Annotated in this window: 19 protein-coding genes; 12 read left to right on the top strand and 7 right to left on the bottom strand. The window is 65.2% G+C overall.

Annotation, left to right across the window (positions count from 1 at the left end):
* The first annotated feature begins 11 nt into the window (after positions 1–11).
* Positions 12–1,520, top strand: coding sequence for a Ppx/GppA family phosphatase (locus M2335_RS10480; RefSeq protein WP_264594642.1), 1,509 nt, complete (start codon positions 12–14; stop codon positions 1,518–1,520).
* Positions 1,521–1,829: 309 nt separating this feature from the next.
* On the opposite strand, the gene M2335_RS10475 is transcribed toward M2335_RS10480, so the two are convergent.
* Together M2335_RS10475 and rnd are read right to left on the bottom strand one after the other, a co-directional pair.
* Positions 1,830–2,126, bottom strand: a complete 297-nt coding sequence (locus tag M2335_RS10475) for an I78 family peptidase inhibitor (RefSeq protein ID WP_264594641.1) — start codon at positions 2,124–2,126, stop codon at positions 1,830–1,832.
* Positions 2,127–2,192: 66 nt separating this feature from the next.
* Positions 2,193–3,380 carry a ribonuclease D gene (gene rnd, locus M2335_RS10470; protein WP_264587061.1) on the bottom strand — a complete coding sequence of 396 codons (1,188 nt, stop codon included), beginning with the start codon at positions 3,378–3,380 and terminating at the stop codon, positions 2,193–2,195.
* Between the two features lie 146 nt (positions 3,381–3,526).
* Between rnd and aspS the strand changes: the two genes are divergently transcribed.
* Both aspS and M2335_RS10460 read left to right on the top strand, forming a co-directional pair.
* A complete protein-coding gene (aspS, locus tag M2335_RS10465; protein WP_264587062.1) occupies positions 3,527–5,308 on the top strand; it encodes an aspartate--tRNA ligase in 1,782 nt (593 codons plus the stop codon).
* A 38-nt stretch (positions 5,309–5,346) separates the two neighbouring features.
* Entirely contained in the window at positions 5,347–6,132 is a 786-nt protein-coding gene (locus M2335_RS10460; RefSeq protein ID WP_264570106.1) for a polyphosphate kinase 2 family protein, read from the top strand.
* A 5-nt stretch (positions 6,133–6,137) separates the two neighbouring features.
* On the opposite strand, the gene M2335_RS10455 is transcribed toward M2335_RS10460, so the two are convergent.
* Genes M2335_RS10455 through M2335_RS10435 form a run of 5 tightly spaced genes read right to left on the bottom strand, consistent with a single transcriptional unit; the run spans position 6,138 to position 9,967 of the window.
* Positions 6,138–6,635 (bottom strand): GNAT family N-acetyltransferase, encoded by a 498-nt coding sequence (locus tag M2335_RS10455; RefSeq protein WP_264594640.1) that lies wholly within the window; start codon positions 6,633–6,635, stop codon positions 6,138–6,140.
* 10 nt (positions 6,636–6,645) lie between these two features.
* Positions 6,646–7,296 carry a hypothetical protein gene (locus tag M2335_RS10450; RefSeq protein ID WP_264594639.1) on the bottom strand — a complete coding sequence of 217 codons (651 nt, stop codon included), beginning with the start codon at positions 7,294–7,296 and terminating at the stop codon, positions 6,646–6,648.
* A complete protein-coding gene (greB, locus tag M2335_RS10445; RefSeq protein ID WP_181559438.1) occupies positions 7,293–7,781 on the bottom strand; it encodes a transcription elongation factor GreB in 489 nt (162 codons plus the stop codon). The genes M2335_RS10450 and greB overlap by 4 nt, the downstream gene beginning before the upstream one ends.
* The gene (locus M2335_RS10440; RefSeq protein WP_264578720.1) at positions 7,778–7,960 is read right to left on the bottom strand and encodes a hypothetical protein; all 183 of its coding nucleotides are present in this window, start codon (positions 7,958–7,960) and stop codon (positions 7,778–7,780) included. Before M2335_RS10440 ends, greB begins: the two co-directional genes overlap by 4 nt.
* A 54-nt stretch (positions 7,961–8,014) precedes the next feature.
* On the bottom strand, positions 8,015–9,967 hold the full coding sequence (locus M2335_RS10435; protein WP_264594638.1) for a lytic transglycosylase domain-containing protein: 1,953 nt from the start codon (positions 9,965–9,967) through the stop codon (positions 8,015–8,017).
* A gap of 147 nt (positions 9,968–10,114) precedes the next feature.
* On the opposite strand from M2335_RS10435, the gene dapA reads away from it, so the two are divergent.
* The 9 genes from dapA to M2335_RS10390 all read left to right on the top strand — a co-directional run bounded on the left by dapA (position 10,115) and on the right by M2335_RS10390 (position 22,532).
* On the top strand, positions 10,115–10,993 hold the full coding sequence (gene dapA / locus M2335_RS10430) for a 4-hydroxy-tetrahydrodipicolinate synthase (protein WP_264570110.1): 879 nt from the start codon (positions 10,115–10,117) through the stop codon (positions 10,991–10,993).
* Positions 10,994–11,039: 46 nt separating this feature from the next.
* Positions 11,040–11,522 carry an SsrA-binding protein SmpB gene (gene smpB / locus M2335_RS10425; RefSeq protein WP_264570111.1) on the top strand — a complete coding sequence of 161 codons (483 nt, stop codon included), beginning with the start codon at positions 11,040–11,042 and terminating at the stop codon, positions 11,520–11,522.
* Positions 11,522–12,130, top strand: coding sequence for a DUF2062 domain-containing protein (locus tag M2335_RS10420; RefSeq protein WP_264594637.1), 609 nt, complete (start codon positions 11,522–11,524; stop codon positions 12,128–12,130). Before smpB ends, M2335_RS10420 begins: the two co-directional genes overlap by 1 nt.
* On the top strand, positions 12,127–14,568 hold the full coding sequence (locus M2335_RS10415; protein ID WP_413716117.1) for a response regulator: 2,442 nt from the start codon (positions 12,127–12,129) through the stop codon (positions 14,566–14,568). Before M2335_RS10420 ends, M2335_RS10415 begins: the two co-directional genes overlap by 4 nt.
* A gap of 108 nt (positions 14,569–14,676) precedes the next feature.
* Entirely contained in the window at positions 14,677–15,858 is a 1,182-nt protein-coding gene (locus tag M2335_RS10410) for an HlyD family efflux transporter periplasmic adaptor subunit (RefSeq protein WP_181559444.1), read from the top strand.
* 5 nt (positions 15,859–15,863) lie between these two features.
* Positions 15,864–18,038 carry a glycosyltransferase gene (locus tag M2335_RS10405; RefSeq protein ID WP_264594636.1) on the top strand — a complete coding sequence of 725 codons (2,175 nt, stop codon included), beginning with the start codon at positions 15,864–15,866 and terminating at the stop codon, positions 18,036–18,038.
* 108 nt (positions 18,039–18,146) lie between these two features.
* Complete coding sequence (gene recA, locus M2335_RS10400) at positions 18,147–19,226, top strand: recombinase RecA (RefSeq protein ID WP_319801195.1); 1,080 nt, start codon at positions 18,147–18,149, stop codon at positions 19,224–19,226.
* Between the two features lie 188 nt (positions 19,227–19,414).
* Positions 19,415–22,069 carry an alanine--tRNA ligase gene (gene alaS / locus M2335_RS10395; protein ID WP_264594635.1) on the top strand — a complete coding sequence of 885 codons (2,655 nt, stop codon included), beginning with the start codon at positions 19,415–19,417 and terminating at the stop codon, positions 22,067–22,069.
* 64 nt (positions 22,070–22,133) lie between these two features.
* Complete coding sequence (locus tag M2335_RS10390; protein WP_264594634.1) at positions 22,134–22,532, top strand: cupin domain-containing protein; 399 nt, start codon at positions 22,134–22,136, stop codon at positions 22,530–22,532.
* Positions 22,533–22,541 lie beyond the last annotated feature (9 nt).

Raw genomic sequence — 22,541 nt, 5'->3', positions numbered from 1 at the left:
GGGGTTCAGCCATGACCCTGCTGGATCGCACGACGCGCCGCTCGATGAAGGCGACGCTCAACGGGCCGCATTTCCGCCGGACGGCGATTATCGACATTGGCTCCAACAGCGTTCGCCTCGTTGTCTATGATGGGCCTCGGCGCATTCCTTTCGTGCTGTTCAACGAGAAGGTGCTGGCGGGCCTGGGCGCGGAGATCGGCACATCCGGGCGGATCGGCGCGGCGGCGATGGAGCGCGGGCTGGTGGCGCTGGAGCGCTTCGCGCGGCTGTGCGTGGAGATGGAGGTGGACCAGATCACCTGCGTCGCCACCGCTGCCGTGCGCGATGCGTCCAACCGGGATACCTTCATCGAACGCGCGGCGGAAATCGGCCTGGAGGTCAGCGTGCTGAGCGGTCAGGAGGAAGGGCTTGCCTCCGCGCACGGGCTGCTCTCCGGCATGCCGCGTGCGGACGGGATCATGGGCGATCTGGGCGGCGGCAGCCTCGAACTGGTGCGCGTACGGCCCGAGGGCGTGGAGATGCCCGTTTCCCTGCCGCTCGGCATTTTTCGGATCGGTGACGTCCGCGCACGGGGACGCAAGGGGCTGGTCCAGCATCTCGATGGGCTGTTGAAGGCGCAGGGCCTTGGCGACATCGAGCAGGGCCTGCCCTTCTATCTGATCGGCGGAAGCTGGCGCGCGCTGGCGCGGCTGGACATGCACCTCACCAATTATTCGCTGCCGATCCTGCATCATTACGAAATGACGCCGGATCGCCCGGCCGAGCTGCTCAAATGGCTGGAAAACGCGCAGAAGGCAGACCTCAAGGCGGTCGGCGTCTCCAGCGCGCGTTTTCCTACGCTGCCAGATGCCGCGCATCTGCTGTGCGCGGTGGTGGAGCGGCTGCGCTCCGCCCATCTCACCGTCTCAGCCTTCGGGCTGCGGGAAGGGCTGCTCTACGAGAGCTTGCCGCGCGATATGGCGAATCAGGACCCGCTCCTCGTCGCCGCCCGCATCGAGGGTGAGGCGCAGGGGCGCTTTGTCGGCCATGGCGACACGATCAGTGGCTGGATCGCGCCGTTGTTCCACGATGATCCGCCGGAATGGGCGCGCATCCGCTTTGCGGCCTGTCTGCTGGCGGATGTCGGCTGGCGTGCCAATCCCGAGTTTCGCGCCGAACGCGGCATGGAATTCGCCCTGCAGGGCAATTGGGTCGGCGTGAATGCCGCCGAGCGCGCCGCGCTAGGGCAGGCGCTTCATGCGAATTTCGGCGGCGGCACCAACATTCCCGCGCTGCTGGCGGGTCTCGCTCCCGAGCCGCTGCTGCGCCGCGCGATCCAATGGGGCCTTGCCATCCGCCTGTGCCAGCGCCTCTCCGGCGGCGCGGAAGGCCCGCTGGACGGCTGCTCGCTCGACGTGCGCGACGGCACGGTCATCCTGCGCCTCGACCCGGAACATGCGGCACTTGCCGGCGAATCCATCGACCGCCGCCTGCGCCAGCTCGGCCAGGCCATGGGCATGGGCTATCTGCTCGATGCGTGACGTGGGCGGTTTGGGGTGGGGAGTGGACGTCTTCCAAGCCCTCTCCCCTTGAGGGAGAGGGATGCGCAGGCTAGGCAGCTTGCTGCCTAGCCGAAGCTGGGAGAGGGGTGTCGATCCGCAGGATCGAGCGGATCAGAGATCCGTACCCCTCATCCAACTGCGCCTAGCCGCCTCACGGCGACAAGGCTCCGTATCCTTCTCCCTCAAGGGGAGAAGGAGGGCTCGCACGACGTCGCGTCCGGACAGTCAGCCATCAGCACGGCTGTACACTGTCGTACCCCCTAATTGCCGGCGCAGCCCAACCGCCCGTCACCCGCAGTTCACCCGCTCAATCATCATCGCATCATCATAGCTGATGTTCAGCCGGTCCTCGCGATAGTCCATCGTCATGGCGGAGCGCGGCGGGGCCCAGCGTAGGGTGCGGGCGCCGGATTTGGCGAGCAGATCAGCGCCCAGCGTTGCGGTTGCGCGCTGGCCGATGGCGCTTTGCAGCCCGTCCGCCGAACAGGCGCCGTTGCCGGCCATTGGCGGTTCGCCCACGCTGGTCGTGGCGGTAGCGCAGGCCGTCAGCGGGGCAAGAGCGAGAAGGGGAGCGATCATGCGCATGGTGCGGGGCCTTTCCTCAAAAGGCCAGCCTAGCATGCGGGCGTCCACCGGTCATCCGGCAGGCGATCAGTCGTTGGGCTCGGCCAGCTTTTCCGTGCGGGTCATCAGCAGCTTGCCATCGCGCACCGCGAAGGCCATGCGGCCTTCCACCAGATCCAGCGCGTCGCGGCCGAACTGCTCGAACCGCCAACCTTCCAGGATCGGCAGGTTGGTCCGCACACCGGCCGCCAGCATCTCCAGATCGTCGGCGCGAGCGAGCAGCCGCGAGGCGACGTTGATCTCCCGCGAGCGGATCTTGAGCAGTAGCTTGAGCAGATCGGCGACCAGCGCGCCTTCCTTGCCGAGACCGGGCCGACCCGGATCGCGCTCGGGCATTTCCTCGCGGGGCAGGGGCGCGGCATTGTCCAGCGCAGCCATCAGCCGTGCGCCGATGTCATTGCCTTTCCAGCTTGCCGAAAGCCCGCGCACCTTGCCCAGATCCTCCTGCTTGCGCGGCGGATGGGAGGCGATGTCGGCCAGCGTCTCGTCCTTGACGATGCGCCCGCGCGGCAGGTTCTTGTCCTTCGCCTCGGTCTCGCGCCAGCCGGCCAGCGCCTTCAGACGCCCAAGCACATCGGCCTTGCGGCTGGAAATGCGCACACGCTTCCACGCCTCGGCGGGATTGACCTCATAATTACCGGGATCGGCGAGCCGCTCCATTTCCTGATTGAGCCACACGCCGCGCCCCGTCTTGCGTAGTTCTTCCAGCATCATCGGGAAGATCGCGGCGAGATGGGTAACATCGCCGATCGCATAATCGATCTGCCGCTTGTCCAAGGGGCGCCGCGCCCAGTCGGTGAACCGCGCGCCCTTGTCCAGGTGAATGCCCAGCCAGCTGTCGACCAAATTGCTGTAGCCGATCTGCTCGCCCTGGCTCAGCGCCATGCTGGCAATCTGCGTGTCGAACAGCGGGTGCGGCGTCTTGCCGGTGAGGTTGAAGACGATCTCGATGTCCTGCCCGCCGGCGTGGAAGACCTTGAGCACATCCTCATTGTTCACCAGCAGGTCGAGCAGCGGGCCCATGTCCAGCCCGGGTGCCTTGGGGTCGATTGCCGCGGCTTCCTTCCCATCGGAGATCTGGAACAGGCACAGTTCCGGCCAATAGGTGTTCTCGCGCATGAATTCGGTATCCACGGCGACAAAGTCGGCCTTGGACAACCGCTCGCACAGCGCGGCGAGGGAAGAGCTGTCAGTGATCAATGGATGGATTTGCATATGGCAGGTGATCTTATTATTGGCCGGTCCTCGGATTGGGGGCCGGCGGCACGCTTGAGCGTATCACCATATCCCCCACAAGTCGTCTTTGTCATCCAATTGGCGCCCTCGCAATGAGGCGCGTGAAAATAAAAGGCCGTTAGACCATGCACGCCTATCGCACGCACACCTGCGGGGAGCTCCGCGCCGCCAATGCCGGCGAGACTGTTCGGCTGTCCGGCTGGGTCCACCGCAAGCGCGATCATGGCGATCTGGTGTTCATCGACCTGCGCGATCATTACGGCATGGTGCAGATCGTCACCGAAGTCAGCGGCCCGGTGTTCGATGTGATCGAGAGTCTGAAGGCCGAGAGCGTCGTTACCATCACTGGCACGGTCGTGGCGCGCGCCAAGGAAGCCGTGAACCCGAACTTGCCGACCGGCGAGGTCGAGGTGCGGGCGGCAGAGGCCGTCGTGCTCTCCGCCGCGCAGGAGCTGCCGCTCCCGGTCGCGGGCGAGCAGGAATATCCCGAGGATATCCGCCTGCGCTATCGCTTCCTCGATCTGCGCCGCGAGACGTTGCATGCGAACATCGTCAAGCGCACCAAGATTATTTCGGACATGCGCCGCCGGATGGAAGGCGCGGGCTTTACCGAATATTCGACGCCCATCCTCACCGCCTCCTCGCCGGAGGGCGCGCGCGACTTCCTCGTGCCCAGCCGCATTCATGCCGGCAAGTTCTACGCGCTGCCGCAGGCGCCGCAGCAGTATAAGCAGTTGCTGATGGTCGCGGGCTTCGATCGCTATTTCCAGATTGCGCCCTGCTTCCGCGATGAAGACCCGCGCGCCGACCGCCTGCCGGGCGAGTTCTACCAGCTCGATCTGGAAATGAGCTTCGTCACGCAGGAAGATGTGTGGAACACTATGGAGCCGGTGATTGCCCAGGTCTTCGAGACCTTTGCCGATGGCAAGCCAGTGACGCCGGCCGGCAGCTTCCCGCGCATTCCTTATGCCGAAGCCATGCTGAAATATGGCAGCGACAAGCCGGACCTGCGCAACCCGATCATCATCACCGATGTGACCGATCATTTCGTCGGCTCGGGCTTTGGCATCTTCGCGAGCATCGTCGAGAGCGGCGGCGTCATCCGCGCCATTCCCGCGCCGGGCGCCGGCGCGGGCAGCCGCAAGTTCTTCGATGAGATGAACAATTGGTCGCGCTCGGAAGGCTTTTCGGGCCTTGGCTATATCAATATCAAGGATGGCGAGCCGGGCGGCCCCATCGCCAAGAATCACGGGCCGGAGGCGACCGCCAAGCTGATCGAAACGCTCGGCCTTGGTCCCAATGATGGCGTGTTCTTCGCCGCCGGCAAGGAGACGCAGGCCGCCAAGCTCGCCGGTCTTGCCCGCATCCGCGTCGGCGAGCAGCTCGACCTGATCGACAAGGACCGCTTCGACCTGTGCTGGATCGTGGACTTTCCATTCTACGAATATGACGAGGACTCCAAGAGCCTGGACTTCGCGCACAACCCCTTCTCCATGCCGCAGGGCGGGATGGAGGCGCTGGACGGGCCCGATCCGCTTTCGATCAAGGCCTTCCAGTACGACATGGTCTGCAACGGCTTCGAGATCGCGTCCGGCTCGATCCGCAACCAGTCGCCCGAGCTGATGGTTAAGGCCTTCGAGAAGGTTGGCCTGAGCAAGCAGGATGTGGAAGATCGCTTCGGCGGCCTCTACCGCGCTTTCCAATATGGCGCGCCGCCGCACGGTGGCATGGCCGCCGGCGTGGACCGCATCGTGATGCTGCTCTGTGGCGCTGTGAACCTGCGCGAGATCACGCTGTTCCCGATGAACCAGCGCGCCGAGGATCTGCTGATGGGCGCGCCCTCCAACGCGGAGCTCAAGCAGCTGCGCGAACTGCACATCCGCGTCGTCGAGCCGCAAAAGAGCTGAACTCTCGACAATGGCTGGCCGCACGATAGGGTGCGGCCATGACCATCAAGCTCTCCGATTATGAGAAGGGCGCCGATTTCGACGGCGACTTCGACAAGGCGCTGCTCAAGCTCCAGAAGCGGCTGGAGAAGATCCAGGTCGCCCACATCATCCACAAGCGCCGCAGCGTGGTGATGCTGGAAGGGTGGGACGCCGCCGGCAAGGGCGGCATCATCAAGCGAATGACGTCGCTGCTCGATCCGCGCTATTTCCACGTCTGGCCCATCGGGGCGCCGACGCCGGACGAACTTGGGCGCCATTTCCTATGGCGCTTCTGGACCAAGCTGCCCGCGGACAAGCACATCGCGATCTTCGACCGGAGCTGGTACGGGCGCGTGCTGGTCGAGCGGGTGGAGGGCTTCTGCACAAAAGCCGAGTGGAAGCGCGGCTATGACGAGATCAATGCGTTCGAGGCCCAGCAGATCGACAGCGGCACCGCAATCGTGAAGCTGTTCGTCCACATCACGCAGAAGGAGCAGGACAAGCAGCTTGCACAGCGGCTGGACGATCCCTTCAAGCGCTGGAAGACGGGCACGGAGGATTATCGCAATCGCGACAAGCGGGCCGATTATCTCGATGCCATCAAGGACATGTTCGCCAAGACCGACACCAAGCAGGCGCCCTGGCAGGTGATCGATGGCAATGATCGCAAAGCTGCGCGGATCGCGGCGCTTACCTGCATCGCCGACCGGCTGGAAAAGCATGTCTCGATGGAGATGCCGGACGCCGACCCCGCCGTCGTGAAACTGGCGCATGAGGCGTTCGGCTATCAGCCGGAGGAGTGAGCGGCTCAGGCCTGATCCATGAGGCTGCGGTACATCACGAGCGCATCGACATAACCGTGAACCGGATGGTGGAACGCGCCGGGAAGCGCCCCGATCACGCTAAATCCCATATGCTGCCACAGACGCACGGCGCGGACGTTCGTGGAAATCACCAGATTAAACTGCATCGCGCGGAAGCCCTGCGCGCGGGCCGTTTGCAGCGAGTGGCGGCACAGCGCTTGCGCAATGCCTTTCCCACGCTGATCGGCCCGGACGATATAGCCGGCATTGGCGACATGGGCGGCCGGGCCGGTCGAATTTGCGCGCAAGGTGTAGCTGCCCACGATGCCGGCGTCGGATGTTGCGACGAACACCTGCTTGTCCGGCGCGGTCCAGTAGGCGTGGGCACCCGCCTCATCCAGATCGTGGGCGAGGGGAAAGGTCGCCCCCTCGCGGATGACCGGCTCGAAAACGGTCCAGATGCCCGGCCAGTCGGCGGCCGAGGCGGGGCGGATGTCCATCATGGCGAGGCGCTCAGTCCTGCGCGGCCGGGGCGTAGCGCATCGTGCCGTCGCGCCAATGGAGAACCAGCTTGTCGTCCTCGCGAGTCACCAGCGTATCGCGGAAAGCGGCAACGCCCATGTCATTGGGGGTCAGGATGATGTGGACGCGAAGATGCTCCTGCGCGGGCAGCGGGATCACCTCGGATTTGGTGCCGAAAAATACTTCGGAGACTTGAATCGAGCGCGGACGGCGTTTGCCTAAATCGCCGGTCCAGCCGTCGCTCTGGGTATAGTCGGCGATGGTGTCGCCATCCTCGAGGGTGAGCTCAAAATCGACGGCGGGAACGCCCACTCCATTGGGCCAGGTGACCAGCAGGGTGAACGGCTCATTCCCGTCGCTGGCTACATCGGCGAGCGAGAACGCTGCCGGCTTGGGGGTCGGCTCGGTGGTGAGGCGCAAGGTGCCGTCATCCCTGCATTCCCAGCGCCCCGCTGCCGATTCGTCCACAGCGCCGGCGGTGAACATGTAGCGGAAGCGACCATCCGGGTCGATTTCCAGTGCCGAGGCTGCATCCGGCCCGGCATCGGCCATGAAGAGCCCCGTCGGGCAATCTGCAGCCCATGCCCCCGACGCCGTGCCGGCCAGCAGCCCAATCCCCAGCAAGGCCGTCCGCGCGATCATTGCGGATAGCTGATGGCGAGGATTTCCCATTCCTTGCTGCCGCCCGGCAGGTCGACGCGGCGCAGGTCGCCCACGGCAGCTCCTCTCAGGGCGCGCGCCAGCGGCGTATCCCAGCCGATCCGAGCGGCGCCGGCATCCGCCTCGTCATTGCCGACGATGGTAACACTGCGCTGATTGTCCTCCTCATCGGCGAGCGTGACCGTCGCGCCGAAGAAGATGCGGCTCTTATCCGGCTGCTGCGCAGGTTCCACGATCTTGGCGAGCTTCATCCGCTGCGCCAGCCATTTCAGGCGGCGGTCGATCTCCCGCATCCGCTTGCGGCCATAGAGATAGTCGCCATTCTCGCTGCGATCGCCATTGCCGGCGGCCCAGCTGACGATCTCCACGATCTTGGGCCGTTCTTCCCCGAGAAGCTGGTCATATTCGGCGCGCAGCGCGGCAAAACCGCCCGGCGTGATGTAGTTCGGCCGAGGAAGCGCGCTCATTTGCCCCGGCGTTTCGGCCGCTTGCTGGCGTACATCAGGGCTGCGGCGAGCGCTGCTGATCCGATGCCGACGCCGGCCCAGAAGGCCTTGGTCCCGCGCCTCTCGTCGGTCTCGGCGGCGTCGGCAGGCCCGGCGATGGGCGTCGATGCGGGCGCGGTACTCGTCTCTCTTTCAGTCATGATCTCTATTCTGTTCTGGGTCGAAAGGTCGGATTAGGCGGGAGCGGGCGGTCCTCAGCCGGGCAGGGACTTGCCCAGGAACCGGCTGAGCGGCGCCAGGTCGGCGGTGCTCTGCACGGGGCTCAGCATGTCATAGATCACCGCATTCTCCAGCACGCGCTGCACATAGTTGCGCGTCTCGAAAATGGGAATGTCCTCGATCCACTGGACCATGTCCACGCCGGGCAGGCGCGGGTCGCCGTTGGATTGCAGCCAGCGGTTCACTCGGCCCATGCCGCCATTATAGGCGGCGATGGCGAGCGGGTAGCTGCCGTTGTAGTAGCGCAGCAGCTGCTGGAAGTAGGCACTGCCAAGCTGCACGTTATAGTTCGGGTCGTAGAGCGAGCTCTGGTTGAAGCTCATGCCGATCTTGCCCGCGACTTCGCGCGCGGTGGAGGGCAGCAGCTGCATCAGTCCATGCGCATTGGCGTGGGACACGATGGCCCGGTCGAACTGGCTTTCCTGCCGGGTGATCGCGTGGATCATCGTCCAATTGGAGCGGTCGCTCAGCGGCACATTCATGCGGGGGAAGCTGTAGTCCGGCGCGGCACTCAGGCCATTGCGGCCGGCGCTGCGGGCGGCCATGACGCCCAGATCCGGGCGGCCGAGGACTTGCGCCAGTTCGCCGGCAAGCGCCAGTTCCGTGTCCGTCTGCGCATTGTCGGCAATGGCGCGGATGAACAGCGATTGGTCGCGGGTCTGCCCGTTGCGCCCGAGCAGGCTGGCGGCGCGCACCACCGGCCGCGCCATGAAGGCGGCGCGCTCGCTGGCGCTGGGGCGCACGGCACTGGCCAGCGCATCGGGATTGACGCGGCGTTTGAGACGCTCGAGCGCGAGCTGGCCATAATATTGATCGGGGTAGCTGCCGGCCTTCTCGAAATGCGCGGTCGCCTGCGACTGGCGACCAGCGGCCAGCGCGGCGCGTCCGGCCCAATAATGGCCCTTGGAGCTGGTCTGGCCCGATTTGGCGCCATTGGCATAGCGGTCGAACATCGCCTCGGCATCGGCAGGGCGGTTCAGCTTGTTGAGCGCGATCATCCCGGCCAGCCATGTGAGGCTGGTATAATCATCGCGCACGCCCAGTGACTGCGCGCTGATGTCGGTCCCGCGGGGGAAGGCATCGTCGACCTTGGAGGCAATGGCAAAGGCCGTGCTGAACTGGTTGTCATTGTTCGCGGCGCGGGCCTGCGCCAGCAGCACCTCATACCATTTTTCCGGGTCGGTAGGGCGTTGCATCAGCGCCGTGCGGTTGCCGAGCAGGCTGCGCGCCGCAGCAAGGTCGCCATTGTCGGTCAGCCAGCGCGCCTTGTCGGCCAGATAGCCGGCGTCCAGCATCCCCACAGGATCGGCCGGACCCATGAGGGCCGCAGCATTGGGCGATTTGCGCTGGAAGGCGATCCGCGCGGCGACAACCGCCTGGCGGGTCACCGGCACGGAGGCGAGTAGGCGTTCGGCGATCTCCGGGCGGCGTTGCCACAAAGCTGAATCCGCGCGCCGCAAATGATCTTCCGGCGTGAGGGCGGATGCGAACTGCATCCGCAGCCGGTCCTCCCATTTGGCGTCCATGGCGCCAGACGCCCAAGCGTCCCGCGCCATTTTCTGCGCCTCGCTTTGCTTGCCCATCCGCGCCAGCGTCAGCGCATGAATGGCCTTGGCCTGGGCGGAGCGTGCGGGATATTTGGCGAAGAATGCGAGAATGACCGACGGCTCGTTGACGTCCGCATCCACACGCCGCTCGGCATAGGAGCGCAGCTTGGATTCCTCGGGCCAGCCGGGATTGGCGAGCAGGAAGTTCGCGTAGACCGAGAAATCGTGGCTGTCGCTGGAAGCAATGCGGCGCCAGTTTTCAATCGCATCGCGGGTGCGCGCTTCGTCATTGGCACCGGCGGCAAGACGCTCCTGAACGGCCTGCCAGGTAACGGTGGGCGTGCTTTGCGAGGACGAAGCGGTCGTCGCTGCCGAGGCCATGGCCGCAACAAGAACGACAGCAGATAAGCGAAGGTCTTTTCCCATGGGAAGCATTATGGCAGAGCCTCGATGATCGAACGGTGAACGGGCGCGTGCATTTGCCCCACTATGCCTGTCCGAGCGCGCGCTTTGAAGGAGTTTTTTCATATGTTTTCCGGCTCGATTCCGGCACTGATCACCCCGTTCCGTAATGACAAGCTGGATGAGGACGCATTCCGCAGCTTCGTGGACTGGCAAATCGAGGAAGGATCGAGCGCCCTCGTGCCGTGCGGAACGACCGGTGAAAGCGCCACGATGACCATCGAGGAGCATAATCGCGTTGTGCGCATCTGCGTCGAGCAGGCCGCCGGGCGCGTGCCGGTGATTGCCGGCGCTGGCTCCAACGATACCCGGATTGCGCTGGAACATATGTTCGCCGCGCAGGCCGCCGGCGCCGATGCCGCGCTGGTCGTCGCGCCCTATTATAATAAGCCGAGCCAGGAAGGGCTGTACCAGCATTTCGCCTATCTGGCCTCGCGCTGCGATCTCCCAATCGTGCTCTACAACATTCCGGGCCGCTCAATCGTGGATATCGGCGTGCCGGTGCTGCACCGGCTGGTCGAGGAATTTCCGAGCATCGTGGGCCTTAAGGATGCGACCGGGAATATCGGCCGGGTGACCGCCCAGCGCCTCGCCTGCGGGGCGGACTGGTGCCAGCTTTCCGGCAATGACGAGACGGCGCTGGCGTTCAACGCCATGGGCGGCCGGGGCTGCATTTCGGTGACGGCCAATGTCGCGCCGCGCCTGTGCGCCGATTTCCAGAATGCCTGCCTTGAGGATCGCTGGAAGGATGCGCTGGCGTTGCAGGACCGGCTCTATCCGCTTCACGATGCGCTCTTCACCGATTCTTCACCGGGCCCGATCAAATATGCGCTCTCGCGGGTGCGACCGGAGATGCCGTGCGAGCTGCGGCTGCCGATAACATGGCCATCAGGTGCCTCGCGTGCGACGGTAGACCGCGCTCTTGAGATCGCGGGGCTGGTTTAGGCCGGTCACATCGCCTAAATCTGGCGCTCATTACAGAAAGATTCCGATGGCTCGCCCGCGCCCTGCGACATTCAACAAGGTCAAGACCGTGGCCGAGAACCGGCGCGCCCGTTTCGATTACGCGATTGAGGACGTTTACGAAGCGGGCATCATGCTGCGCGGGACCGAGGTCAAATCGCTGCGCTTTGGCGATGGCTCGATCACCGAGAGCTATGCCGAGGTGAAGGACGACGAGATCTGGCTGATCAACAGCAACATCCCCGAGTTCAGCCACGGCAACCGCTTCAATCATGAGCCCAAGCGCCCCCGCAAGCTGCTGCTGCGCGAGCGGGAGATCGCCAAGCTGCACGGCGCCGTCGCCCGGCAGGGCATGACGCTGGTGCCGTTGAGCGTCTATTTCAACGAGCGCGGTAAGGCGAAGGTCGAGCTGGCGCTGGCCAAGGGCAAGAACGTCCGCGACAAGCGGGAAACCGCCAAGGAGCGCGACTGGAAGCGCGAGCAGGGCCGCATCATGCGGGAGCGGGGCTGATGCCCAAGCGCCGGCTGATCAAGGCGTTTCGCGCGTCCATGCCCAGCCGGGAGAGCCTGGCGGAAAACCGGTTCGTCAAGCCGGTGGCGCATCGCGTGCTGGCCCCCGAGCTGTGGCGCTTCACCCGCAGGTCTGTGCCGCGCGGCGTGGCGCTGGGCTTGCTCGTCGGCATCTTCCTGCTGATCCCCGGGCTGCAGATTGCCGGCGCGGCGCTGCTGGCGCTGCCGTTCCGCGCGAATGTGCCGCTGGCCGCTGCGATGACCTTCCTGTCCAATCCCGCGACGACGCCCTTCATCCTCGCCGCATCCTATTATGTCGGCGCGACCATGTTGGGGCGGTCCGGCGATGTCAGCCAGGTGATGGCGCTCATTCATCACGAGGCGGGGCTGGCGGAATGGACGGCCTGGCTGCTGTCATCGACAGCACCGGTGCTGCTGTTCGGCCTGCTCGTCGTGTCGGTCGTCTCGGCCGCTATCGGCTATTTTGTTTCCTCCTGGCTGTGGAAGAGCCGCATCGGGCGGAAATGGCGCGGGCGTCAGGCGGGCCGATCCGACAGCGCTGAGACCGGAGGCGACGGAATTTTGCCGCTGGGAGGGCAGACTTCGTGAGCGATGGGGGAGCGAATGCGCGCAATGGCGATTTGCTCAATCTGACGGCAAATCAACCGCGCTTCCCCCTGCTGCTGCTCGTCGCTCTGGTCGCGCTGCTGGCGGGCGCGCCGCTGTTATGGCTGTTCGGCGATCCGGCCGTGGGCGCCGTGTTCGGGGCGTCCGTGCTCGCGGTATCCGCGCTGCTCTGGGTGACGCAGCGCAGCCTCGCGCCGGTCGTGCCGGCTCTGCCTGCAGATCCGGACTGGACGCTGATTCGCGCGGCGGCCAATGCCGCAGGTTGCGCCATCGCCCTGACCGACCGGACGGGTCGCATGGTGTGCGCCAATGATCATTATGGCGACTGGTTCGGTGGCTATCCCGCGCCTGCCGAGATCGACATTTCCCCGAGCGATCTGAACCGCGTGGCGCAAGCCGGGCAGGCGGCCTGGCGCGAGGGCGAAATCACCGTGCGCGGCATATTGCGCGGCAGTCTCCATCTCGATCTGCAGGTGACGCGCACCGGACGGGCGGATGACTATCTGCTCTGGCGTTTCGAGAGCGTCCAGCAGGCCAGCATCGTCGATGATTTCGGTCGCATCATGGCCGGCGAGGCGGGCGAGCGCCTGTCCGATTCCGGCGTGATGTGCGTGATGATCGGTGGGGAAGGGCGCATCCGTGCGGCCAATCCCGCCTTCATCCTGCGTGCGACCGGCCGCGCGGACAGCATCATCGAGGGTCGCGACTTCGCCGGCTATATGCGCGTGGACGCCGAGGGCCGCATCTTCTTTGCGCAGGAAGAAAAGCAGGCGGTGCCGATCCGCATGATCCAGGTGCCGCTGCGCCCGGACGATCCCTCCGGCCAGATCGTGCTGGTCATGGTGGATGAGAGCGTCTCGGCGGTGGAGGGCATTTCCAGCCTCGCTTATGTCGAAGCCCTGCTCTCGCTGCTGCCCTTCGGTCTTGGCATGGCCGACCGGGAAGGGCGGCTGCTGTTCTTCAACAAGGCTTTCGGTCGCGCTGCCGGCATCCCTCCCGGCGAAAAGCCGAGCTATCCGGGCGATATCGTGGTGGTGGAGGATCGCGCCGCCGTGGCCGACACCATCCGCCGCTTTGCCAATGGCCCGCAAATGTCCGGCGATATGCAGGTCGGCCTGCTCGGTGCGCCGGACGAGCCGGTGTCCCTGAGCCTTGCCGGGGTGAGGGGGCTGGGCGAGGCCGCCGTGCTGCTGAGCCTCAAGGACAATAGCGAGGAATCGCGCCTCAAGCGTCAGGTCGCCCAGCAGACCAAGATGCAGGCGGTCGGCCAGCTTGCCGGCGGCGTGGCGCACGACTTCAACAATATTCTGACCGCGATCATCGGCCATTGCGATCTGATGCTGATGCGCCACACGCCCGGCGATAGCGACTATGACGACATCCAGCAGGTCAAGGCCAACTCCAACCGCGCAGCCTCGCTCACGCGGCAGCTTCTCGCCTTCTCGCGCCAGCAGACCTTGCGTCCGCAGGTGCTGCAATTGCCCGATGTCGTGTCCGAGGTCTCCAGCCTGCTCAAGCGGCTGCTCGGCGAGAACATCCGCCTGGAGGTCTTCCACGGCCGCAATCTCGGCCATGTCCGCGCCGATCCCGGCCAGCTTGAGCAGGTGATCGTCAATCTGGTGGTGAACGCGCGCGATGCGATGCCCGAAGGCGGCACGGTGACCGTCCGCACCTTCCCGGTCTCCGCCGCCGATGTGCGCGAGATGAAGAACGAGATCATGCCGATCGGCGATTATACCGGCCTCAGCATCTCGGACACCGGCACCGGCATTCCGCCGGAGGTGCTGGGCAAGATCTTCGAACCCTTCTTCACCACGAAGTCGGTCGGCAAGGGCACCGGGCTCGGGCTCTCGACCGTCTACGGCATCGTCAAGCAGTCCAATGGGTTCATCTTCTCCGATTCGACCGTAGGGCAGGGAACCACATTCAACATCTATCTGCCGGTGCACGCGGTCGCCTCTGAAGGCATGTCTTCGCCCGTGGCCCCGCGCAAGGCGGCGGTCAGCGAGACATGGGGCACCGGCACGATCCTGCTGGTCGAGGATGAGGACATGGTGCGCAACGTTGCTGAGCGTGCGCTGGCCCGGCAGGGTTACACTGTCGTCACCGCCTCGGACGGCGAGCAGGGTCTGGCGCGACTTGCGGAGGCCGAGCGGATCGATCTGCTGATTTCCGACGTGGTGATGCCGGGAATGGATGGCCCGACGATGGTCCGCCATGTCCGGGAGAGCCATCCCGATATCCCGGTGCTGTTCATGTCCGGCTATGCCGAGGAGCAGCTTCGCAAGTCCATCGACATCGAGAATGTGGCTTTCCTGCCCAAGCCCTTCTCGGTCTCCCAGCTCGCCGAGGCCGCGCGCGATGTGCTGGCGAGCGCCCGCCAGAGCGATCCGCAGGATGATGCGACCGCCCGCGCATAACGCGGCCTTAGCCGTCCTTCGGCTAACGATATCGTAACCACGCCACTGCTAGTCCCGCTTCGTGGGCGCCGGGCAGACGCCCGGTATCTTTCAGGGGTGGTGGTATTCATGAGTCGCGTTGAAACGATCCTGCGGGCGCGCAGCACGCGCATTGCGCTGGCGGTAGCCTTGCTGAGCACGGGCGCCATTGGCTTTGCGCCTTATGTGTTCAACGATGTGTCGACGCAGGCGGCAGTCAACGCGCCGATCATCCGCCTGACCGCGGCCGCGGACGGGACAGTGGCGGCGCTGCCCGCCGATGGCCAGTATTTCATGAAGCCGACACCTGTGCATCTGCTCGATCTCTCGCAGGACACCGGCGAAGTCGCGGAGCTCAAGGCCCGGGCCGAAATCGCCCTCGCGCAGATCGATCTCGCCAAGCGCCAACTCGGGGAGCTGACCGCGCAGGAGGTCCGGCTGGGACGCCGTGCCACGGTGTTCTCCAACGCCACGACGGCGCGCCTCTCCGAGGATCAATCTGCCGCTGGCGCTGCCTTGTCCGGTTGTCAGGCCGAGCGGACGGAGCTTCGCGCAAGCCTAGCCCGAGCGCGCCAGCTCTCCGAGCAGGGCTTCATGTCTGCCTCCGGCGTGGAAAAGGCCAGCGCCTTGCTCGCCGCCAAGGACAGCGAATGCAGCGGCCTTGGGGCCAAGATCCAGTCCATCGGCATTGCCCGCAACGCCGCGCGCGCCGGGGTGTTTCTGGGCGACAGCTATAATGATGCGCCTTATGCCGTGCAGCAGGCCGATCGGGTGGTGCTCCAGCGCCAGACCATCGAGAAGATGCTCACCGACGCCAATGCCGAATATACCCAAACTCAGCTCCGGTTGAAGGATGCGCAGGCCCGCGCCAATTATGTGGCACCAGCCGGCACGCTGGTCTGGGCGACGACCGCCAGTTCCGGTACCTCCATTCGTGCCGGCGAGCCGGTTGTCGATCTGGTCGATTGCCGCCGACGCTTCGTGCAGGTGGCCTTGCCCGAGCGCAAGGCGGAGGTGATCCACGCCGGCTCGCCCGCGAACATCCGCATGATCGGCGCGAGCGAGTGGATGAAGGGCCGGGTCATCGCGATCACCGGTGCTGCCGGTCGCCGGCAGGAAGGCCTGCTCGCCGCCTCGACCTATTCCCTGCCGGAAGCGCGCGAGATCATCGTCGATGTTGCGCTGCCCGAGCAGGTGCCGGCCAAGGCCGACGCCGCGCGCAAATGCGATGTCGGGCGTCTGGCTGAGGTGCGGTTCAGCCGCAGTCTCTAAGGCGTATGACCGACGTCGCTTTCACGGCGCCCTGGGCCTCGCTGGCGCTGGTGCTGGGCGCCTTCGTCATATTCGGCGGGTTGTGGCCGTCGCGCGTCGGCATCGTGGCGACGATTGCCGCGGCCATCGTCAATTATCTGCATTGGCGGATTTTCTATACGATCCCCTGGGGCGGCAGCTTCAGCGATCTCTGGTGGCCGGTCTCCTGCCTGATCGTGGAGGTGCTGGCGCTGTTCGATGCCGGCATTCTTCTGGCGATTCTTTCGCGCCCGACGGACCGCTCGGCTGAAGCCGATGCGGGGGAAGCCCGGCTGAGAGCTTTATGGGCGGAGAATGCCGATCTTCTGCCGCCGGTGGACGTGTTCATCGCGACCTATAATGAGCCGCGCGAGGTGCTGGAGAAGACGATTCTCGGCTGTCTCGCGATGGATTGGCCGGAGGCGCGCGTTTGGGTACTGGATGACGGGCGCCGGCCCTGGGTACAGGACATGTGCCACGCCAAGGGCGCCGGGTACATCACGCGGCCGGACAACAAGGGCGCCAAGGCTGGCAATATCAACCATGGCCTCACCCAGACGAATGCGCCGTTCGTCGCCGTGTTCGATGCCGACTTCGTGCCTCAGCGCGATTTCCTCATCCGCACCATGGGCTTTTTCGAGAATGAGAAGATCGGAATCGTCCAGATTCCCCACAGCTTCTACAATCACGATCCCATGCAGACCAATCTTGGCCTGCAGCAGGCTATGCCGGATGATCAACGCTTCTTCTTCGAGGCGATCATGCCGGGCCGCGATGGCTGGGATGCCTCCTTCTGCTGCGGCTCCAACTCGGTGACGCGCCGGGCGATCTTCGACGAGATCGGCGGCGGCCTGCCCGAGGGCTCGATCACCGAGGATATGCTGCTCACCCTCGCCAGCCTGCGCAAGGGCTACATCACGCGCTATCTCAACGAGCCGCTGGCCTACGGCCTCGCGCCTGAGAGCACCGCTGCCTTCTTCGTGCAGCGTCAGCGCTGGGCGCAGGGCGCGATCCAGATTCTCTATCTCAATCATGGCCCGCTGGGTCGCGGCCTCAAGCTGCGCTATCGGCTGCTGTTCCTCCCCTCCGCCTGGGTGACGCAGGGCCTGCAATCGGTCTTCACGATCCTCGCGCCGATTCTGTTCGCGCTGTTCAATCTGGCGCCGATGGTCGGAGTCGATTTGCCGGGCATTATCTTCTTCCTTCTGCCGATGATCGTCGCGCTGCTGGGTGGCATCAGCATGCTGGCGCCGGGCCGCTATTATCCGCTCGCGGCGCAGATCCTGTCCGTCTTCCAGACGTTCCGCATCCTGCCCGCTGCGCTCAAGACGCTGATCGCGCCGAAGGGACTGACCTTCAAGGTGACGCCCAAGGGCTCCGGCTCCAAGGGCGGCAAGCGCGGGCCGGGCGATTATGTGCTGTTCGCGTCGCTCACGCTCATGGCGGCGAGTCTGGCCAGCCTCGCCATCAACATGCTGCCCGATTATCGCATCGTCACGCAGGATGGCCTGCTGCCCGTCGTGGCCTTCTGGCTGGCGTTCAACATGGTGATGCTGCTGCTGGTGGCGATGATGTGCCTGGAGAAGCCGCGCGTGCGGGGCGAGGAGCGCTTCGACCTGCGCCAGACGGTGACGCTGATCGGCGATAACGGACAGATGCTCAGCGCCTCGAGGGGGGATATCTCCATCTCGGGCATCGGCCTGCATCTCGATGCACCGAGCGGCTTCGCGGTGGGCGAAAGGGTGCAGATCGTCCTCCCGGATGTCGGCATATTGCGTGGCGAGGTGCGCTATTCGGCGCGCCGGATCGGCATCCTGTTCGATTTTCATTCCGAGGAAATCCGCGACCGGCTGATCGTGTCGCTGTTCACCAACGGTATGAACGTAAATGCGCAGCGTCCCTCAGCGCTGGCCGTGGCCGGCGCAATTGTCCGGCGGCTCTGGTCGGCGGACCTCAGCATCCGCGCACAGGCCGTATCCGCGCCGGAAGCCCCGGAGGCGCCGGTCGAGAAGCTCAGCGCCGCAACGCGCTGTATCGCGCCCGGCAAGCGGCCGGATCTGCGTGGTCCGGCGCTGCTGACGGCGGAGGAGGGGGCTTCCCTCGCCGCTGCCAAGGTTGCGGTCGTGCCGGTCTCGGCGGCAAGTCCGCGCCGGGTCGCCTGACCTGCGTTCTTAAATTTCGTTCCCCTCTTGTTCCGCAAGAACAAATAGGATACATGGCTCTTGTGACTTTCGGTTCACGAGGATTTGACTTCCATGGGGAGCAGGCACATGACGGCGAGCTTGAAGCTTATCGACGGCGAGAAGAACGTGGGAACCATGGAACGGCAGAAAGCACTCGAAGCAGCACTGGCGCAGATCGATCGCGCCTTCGGCAAGGGCTCGGCGATGAAGCTGGGCTCAAAGGAGGCGATGCAGGTCGAGGCGATTTCCACCGGCAGCCTGGGCCTTGATATCGCGCTTGGCGTCGGCGGCCTGCCGCGCGGTCGCGTGATCGAGGTCTATGGCCCGGAAAGCTCGGGCAAGACCACGCTGGCGCTCCATGTGATCGCCGAGGCGCAGAAGACGGGCGGCACGGCGGCCTTTATCGACGCCGAACATGCGCTCGATCCGGTCTATGCCCGCAAGCTGGGCGTGAACATCGATGAGTTGATCGTCTCGCAGCCGGATACCGGCGAGCAGGCCCTGGAGATCACCGATACGCTGGTGCGCTCCAACGCCATCGACGTGCTGGTGGTCGATTCGGTCGCGGCGCTGGTGCCTCGCGCCGAGATCGAGGGTGAGATGGGCGATAGCCATGTCGGCCTGCAGGCGCGGCTCATGTCCCAATCGCTGCGCAAGCTGACCGGCTCGATCAGCCGCTCGCGCTGCATGGTGATCTTCATCAACCAGCTGCGCATGAAGATCGGCGTGATGTACGGCAATCCGGAGACGACCACGGGCGGTAATGCCTTGAAGTTCTACGCCTCTGTCCGCCTCGACATTCGCCGGACCGGTCAGATCAAGGATCGTGACGATATCGTCGGCAACGCCACGCGCGTGAAGGTGGTCAAGAACAAGGTCGCGCCGCCGTTCAAGCAGGTCGAGTTCGACATCATGTATGGCGAAGGCATTTCCAAGGTCGGCGAGATTTTGGACCTTGGCGTCAAGGCCGGCGTGGTCGAGAAGTCGGGCGCGTGGTTCTCCTATGATTCCGTGCGGATCGGGCAGGGGCGTGAGAACGCCAAGAACTTCCTGCGCGAAAATCCCGAAATGATGGACAAGCTGGAGCGCACGATCCGCGCGCGCACCGAGGCTGTGGCCGAGGGCATGATGACCGGGCCGGACAGTGACGAGGCAGGCGAGGATTGATCTTTTTGGGGACCTGATCGTGCACAGGCGCGGTCAGGTCGTCGTCTGCGGTGGCGTCGCATGAGGGACGCGCTGTGCAGTTCGAGCGATCGTGAAGCTGCGCTTGCGACTGGCGATCGGACTTTGGTCGCGATTTTCCGTTCACTCACCGCTTGTCGGCGGCTGCGGCTTCCCCTAATCGCTCGTCCATGACGTCGACCAACGATATCCGCCGCGCGTTCCTCGATTATTTCGGGGCCAATGGTCATGAGATCGTGCCTTCCGCGCCGCTCGTGCCCAATAACGATCCCACGCTCATGTTCGTGAACGCCGGCATGGTGCCGTTCAAGAATGTGTTCACTGGGCTTGAGAGCCGCCCCTACAAGACGGCGACCTCCTCGCAGAAGTGCGTGCGTGCGGGCGGCAAGCACAACGATCTCGATAATGTCGGCTATACCGCGCGGCACCTCACCTTCTTCGAGATGCTCGGCAATTTCTCGTTTGGCGATTATTTCAAGGAACGCGCCATCGAGCTGGCGTGGACGTTCGTCACGCGCGAACTCGGCCTGCCCAAGGATCGGCTGCTGGTCACGGTCTATCACACCGATGACGAGGCATTTGGCTACTGGAAAAAAATCGGCCTGCCGGACGAGCGCATCATCCGCATCGCGACCAAAGACAATTTTTGGTCGATGGGCGATGATGGCCCATGCGGCCCCTGTTCTGAAATCTTCTACGATCATGGTCCGGACGTGCCCGGTGGGCCTCCGGGTTCGCCCGATGAAGATGGCGATCGGTTCGTCGAGATCTGGAATCTCGTCTTCATGCAGTTCGAGCAGCTGGGCGGCGAAATCGTCGGCGATTTGCCGCGTCCGTCCATCGACACCGGCATGGGCCTCGAACGCGCGGCTACGGTCATTCAGGGCGTGCATAGCGTCTTCGATACCGACCAGTTCCGGGCTCTGATCGATCTGTCCGCCACGCTGACCAAAACCTCGGCAAAAGGCGAGCAGGCCGCCAGCCACCGCGTCATTGCCGACCATTTGCGTTCGGCGGGCTTCCTGATTGCCGATGGCGTGCTGCCGGCCAATGAGGGGCGCGGTTATGTGCTGCGGCGGATCATGCGCCGCGCCATGCGTCATGCGCATCTGCTGGGCGCCGCCGAGCCGCTGATGCACCGCCTGGTTGGCGGTCTCAGCGCGGAAATGGGCGCGGCCTTCCCGGAATTGATCCGCGCCCAACCGCTGATTGAGGAAACACTGCTGCGCGAGGAAACTCGCTTCCGGCAGACGCTCGACAAGGGGCTCAAGCTGCTGGACGAAGCCGTGGCCGGCTTGCCGACAGGTGCGACGCTGCCCGGTGACACGGCGTTCAAGCTCTATGACACCTACGGCTTCCCTTACGATCTGACCGAAGACGCGCTGCGCGCCCAGGGCCTCACCGTCGACCGCTCCGGCTTCGACGCGGCCATGGCTGCCCAAAAGGCCGCCGCGCGCGCCGCTTGGAAAGGCTCTGGCCAGAAGGCATCGGAAGACGTCTGGTTCGATATTGCCGAGAGCGAGGGCTCGACCGAGTTCACCGGCTATCTGAGCGAAGCCGGTGAGGGTCGCGTCGTCGCGCTGGTCAGGGATGGCGCCCGTGTCGAGCAGGCGCAGGCTGGCGAGAGCGTGACCATCGTCACCAATCAGACGCCCTTTTATGGTGAGAGCGGCGGCCAGGCAGGCGATACCGGTCGGATCAGCAAGTCAGATGGGCTGTCCGCGACCGTCTCGGACACCGCCAAGCCCCTGGGCCGTCTTCACGCCCATCAGGCGAGCATCGAGGCCGGGCGAATCGCCATTGGCGATATCGTCCACATGGAGGTCGATGCCGCCCGCCGCGCGCGCGTGCGCGCCAATCACAGCGCCACGCACCTGTTGCACGCAGCGCTCCGCAAGACGCTCGGCCCGCATGTGACCCAGAAGGGCAGCCTCGTCGCGGAAGACCGGCTGCGTTTCGACTTCTCGCATCCCGAGGCGCTCACCCCGGCGCAGATCGCGCGGGTCGAGGCCGATGTGAACGCGCAAATTCGCGGCAATGCTGAGGTCAGCACGCGGCTCATGTCGCCGGACGACGCGATTGCCGCCGGCGCCATGGCTCTGTTCGGCGAGAAATATGGCGACGAAGTGCGCGTGCTCTCCATGGGCACGGGCGACGAGGGCACCTATTCGGTTGAGCTGTGCGGCGGCACCCATGTGCGCGCGCTGGGCGACATCGCGCTGTTCAAGATCGTCGGCGAAAGCGCGGTTGCCAGTGGTGTCCGCCGGATCGAGGCGCTGACCGGGGAGGCCGCGCGCCTGTGGCTCACGCAGCGCGACGAACAATTGCGCGCCATCGCCACGACCTTGCGGACGACGCCCGAGGACGCGACGACCCGCGTGGCCGCGCTGGCCGAACAGAGCCGCAAGCTGGAGCGCGAGTTGGCGGAGGCCAAGAAGGCGCTCGCGCTGGCTGGCGCATCGGGCGGCGGCGCTTCGGCTGAGGCTGCGCCCGAGATCGTCAATGGCTACAAGGTGCTCGCCCAGCAGTTCGATGGACTCGACCCCAAGGGACTGCGCGGCCTGGTGGATGACGCCAAGGGCCGGCTTGCCAGCGGCATCGCCGTCGTCATCGCGGTGAATGACGGGCGCGCGAGCATCGCGGCCGGCGTGACCGACGATCTGACCGGCACGTTCAGCGCTGTCGATCTGGTCCGGCTCGGCGTGGCTGCGCTGGGCGGGCAGGGTGGCGGCGGTCGCCCGGATATGGCGCAGGGTGGCGGTCCGGACGGTTCGGCTGCACCGGCGGCGATCGAGGCGATCAAGGCGCGCATCGCGCAGGGCTAACGGGGCGCTGAACGGGGGAGGGCAGACCTCTCGGTCCGGCCGGCTCCTGTGTGGGAGACGATCCATGACGCCGAAGTCGCTCAGCATCTATCCCATCCACCTCGCGCGGGGCGGTAAGGCGGTGGCACAGCCAGCCATGACCTCCGATCCGGCCTGGTATGCCGCCTATGATGCCCGCCATGGCGGAGATGGCGCAGATGGCCGCCTGGTCAGCGCCTATCGTTTCAGCAGCAATTGGTCGATGTGGGAGCGGCATCCGCTCGGCGACGAAATCGTCTATTGCATCGCTGGCGCCGTGACGCTGCGGCAGCGCGGCGAGGATGGGACGGAAACCCATGTTGCGCTCTCCGCCGGCGACTATGCGATCAACCCCGCCAATGTCTGGCACACTGCGGATGCTGCCGGAGAGGTGGAACCGCTGTTCATCACCCCGGGCAGCGGAACCGAGCACGAGCCGCGCTAGCGGCGGCCT

It is taken from the genome of Sphingobium sp. B12D2B, assembly GCF_025961775.1.
In the GTDB taxonomy this organism is placed as follows: domain Bacteria; phylum Pseudomonadota; class Alphaproteobacteria; order Sphingomonadales; family Sphingomonadaceae; genus Sphingobium.
This window is presented reverse-complemented; position numbering and strand designations above follow the sequence as displayed.

What these genes read in the sequence shown, in the direction of transcription:
- M2335_RS10480 (WP_264594642.1), top strand. Translation starts at nt 12, where the DNA reads ATGACCCTGCTGGATCGCACGACGCGCCGCTCGATGAAGGCGACGCTC.
- M2335_RS10475 (WP_264594641.1), bottom strand. Translation starts at nt 2,126, where the DNA reads ATGCGCATGATCGCTCCCCTTCTCGCTCTTGCCCCGCTGACGGCCTGC.
- rnd (WP_264587061.1), bottom strand. Translation starts at nt 3,380, where the DNA reads ATGCAAATCCATCCATTGATCACTGACAGCTCTTCCCTCGCCGCGCTG.
- aspS (WP_264587062.1), top strand. Translation starts at nt 3,527, where the DNA reads ATGCACGCCTATCGCACGCACACCTGCGGGGAGCTCCGCGCCGCCAAT.
- M2335_RS10460 (WP_264570106.1), top strand. Translation starts at nt 5,347, where the DNA reads ATGACCATCAAGCTCTCCGATTATGAGAAGGGCGCCGATTTCGACGGC.
- M2335_RS10455 (WP_264594640.1), bottom strand. Translation starts at nt 6,635, where the DNA reads ATGATGGACATCCGCCCCGCCTCGGCCGCCGACTGGCCGGGCATCTGG.
- M2335_RS10450 (WP_264594639.1), bottom strand. Translation starts at nt 7,296, where the DNA reads ATGATCGCGCGGACGGCCTTGCTGGGGATTGGGCTGCTGGCCGGCACG.
- greB (WP_181559438.1), bottom strand. Translation starts at nt 7,781, where the DNA reads ATGAGCGCGCTTCCTCGGCCGAACTACATCACGCCGGGCGGTTTTGCC.
- M2335_RS10440 (WP_264578720.1), bottom strand. Translation starts at nt 7,960, where the DNA reads ATGACTGAAAGAGAGACGAGTACCGCGCCCGCATCGACGCCCATCGCC.
- M2335_RS10435 (WP_264594638.1), bottom strand. Translation starts at nt 9,967, where the DNA reads ATGGCCTCGGCAGCGACGACCGCTTCGTCCTCGCAAAGCACGCCCACC.
- dapA (WP_264570110.1), top strand. Translation starts at nt 10,115, where the DNA reads ATGTTTTCCGGCTCGATTCCGGCACTGATCACCCCGTTCCGTAATGAC.
- smpB (WP_264570111.1), top strand. Translation starts at nt 11,040, where the DNA reads ATGGCTCGCCCGCGCCCTGCGACATTCAACAAGGTCAAGACCGTGGCC.
- M2335_RS10420 (WP_264594637.1), top strand. Translation starts at nt 11,522, where the DNA reads ATGCCCAAGCGCCGGCTGATCAAGGCGTTTCGCGCGTCCATGCCCAGC.
- M2335_RS10410 (WP_181559444.1), top strand. Translation starts at nt 14,677, where the DNA reads ATGAGTCGCGTTGAAACGATCCTGCGGGCGCGCAGCACGCGCATTGCG.
- M2335_RS10405 (WP_264594636.1), top strand. Translation starts at nt 15,864, where the DNA reads ATGACCGACGTCGCTTTCACGGCGCCCTGGGCCTCGCTGGCGCTGGTG.
- recA (WP_319801195.1), top strand. Translation starts at nt 18,147, where the DNA reads ATGACGGCGAGCTTGAAGCTTATCGACGGCGAGAAGAACGTGGGAACC.
- alaS (WP_264594635.1), top strand. Translation starts at nt 19,415, where the DNA reads ATGACGTCGACCAACGATATCCGCCGCGCGTTCCTCGATTATTTCGGG.
- M2335_RS10390 (WP_264594634.1), top strand. Translation starts at nt 22,134, where the DNA reads ATGACGCCGAAGTCGCTCAGCATCTATCCCATCCACCTCGCGCGGGGC.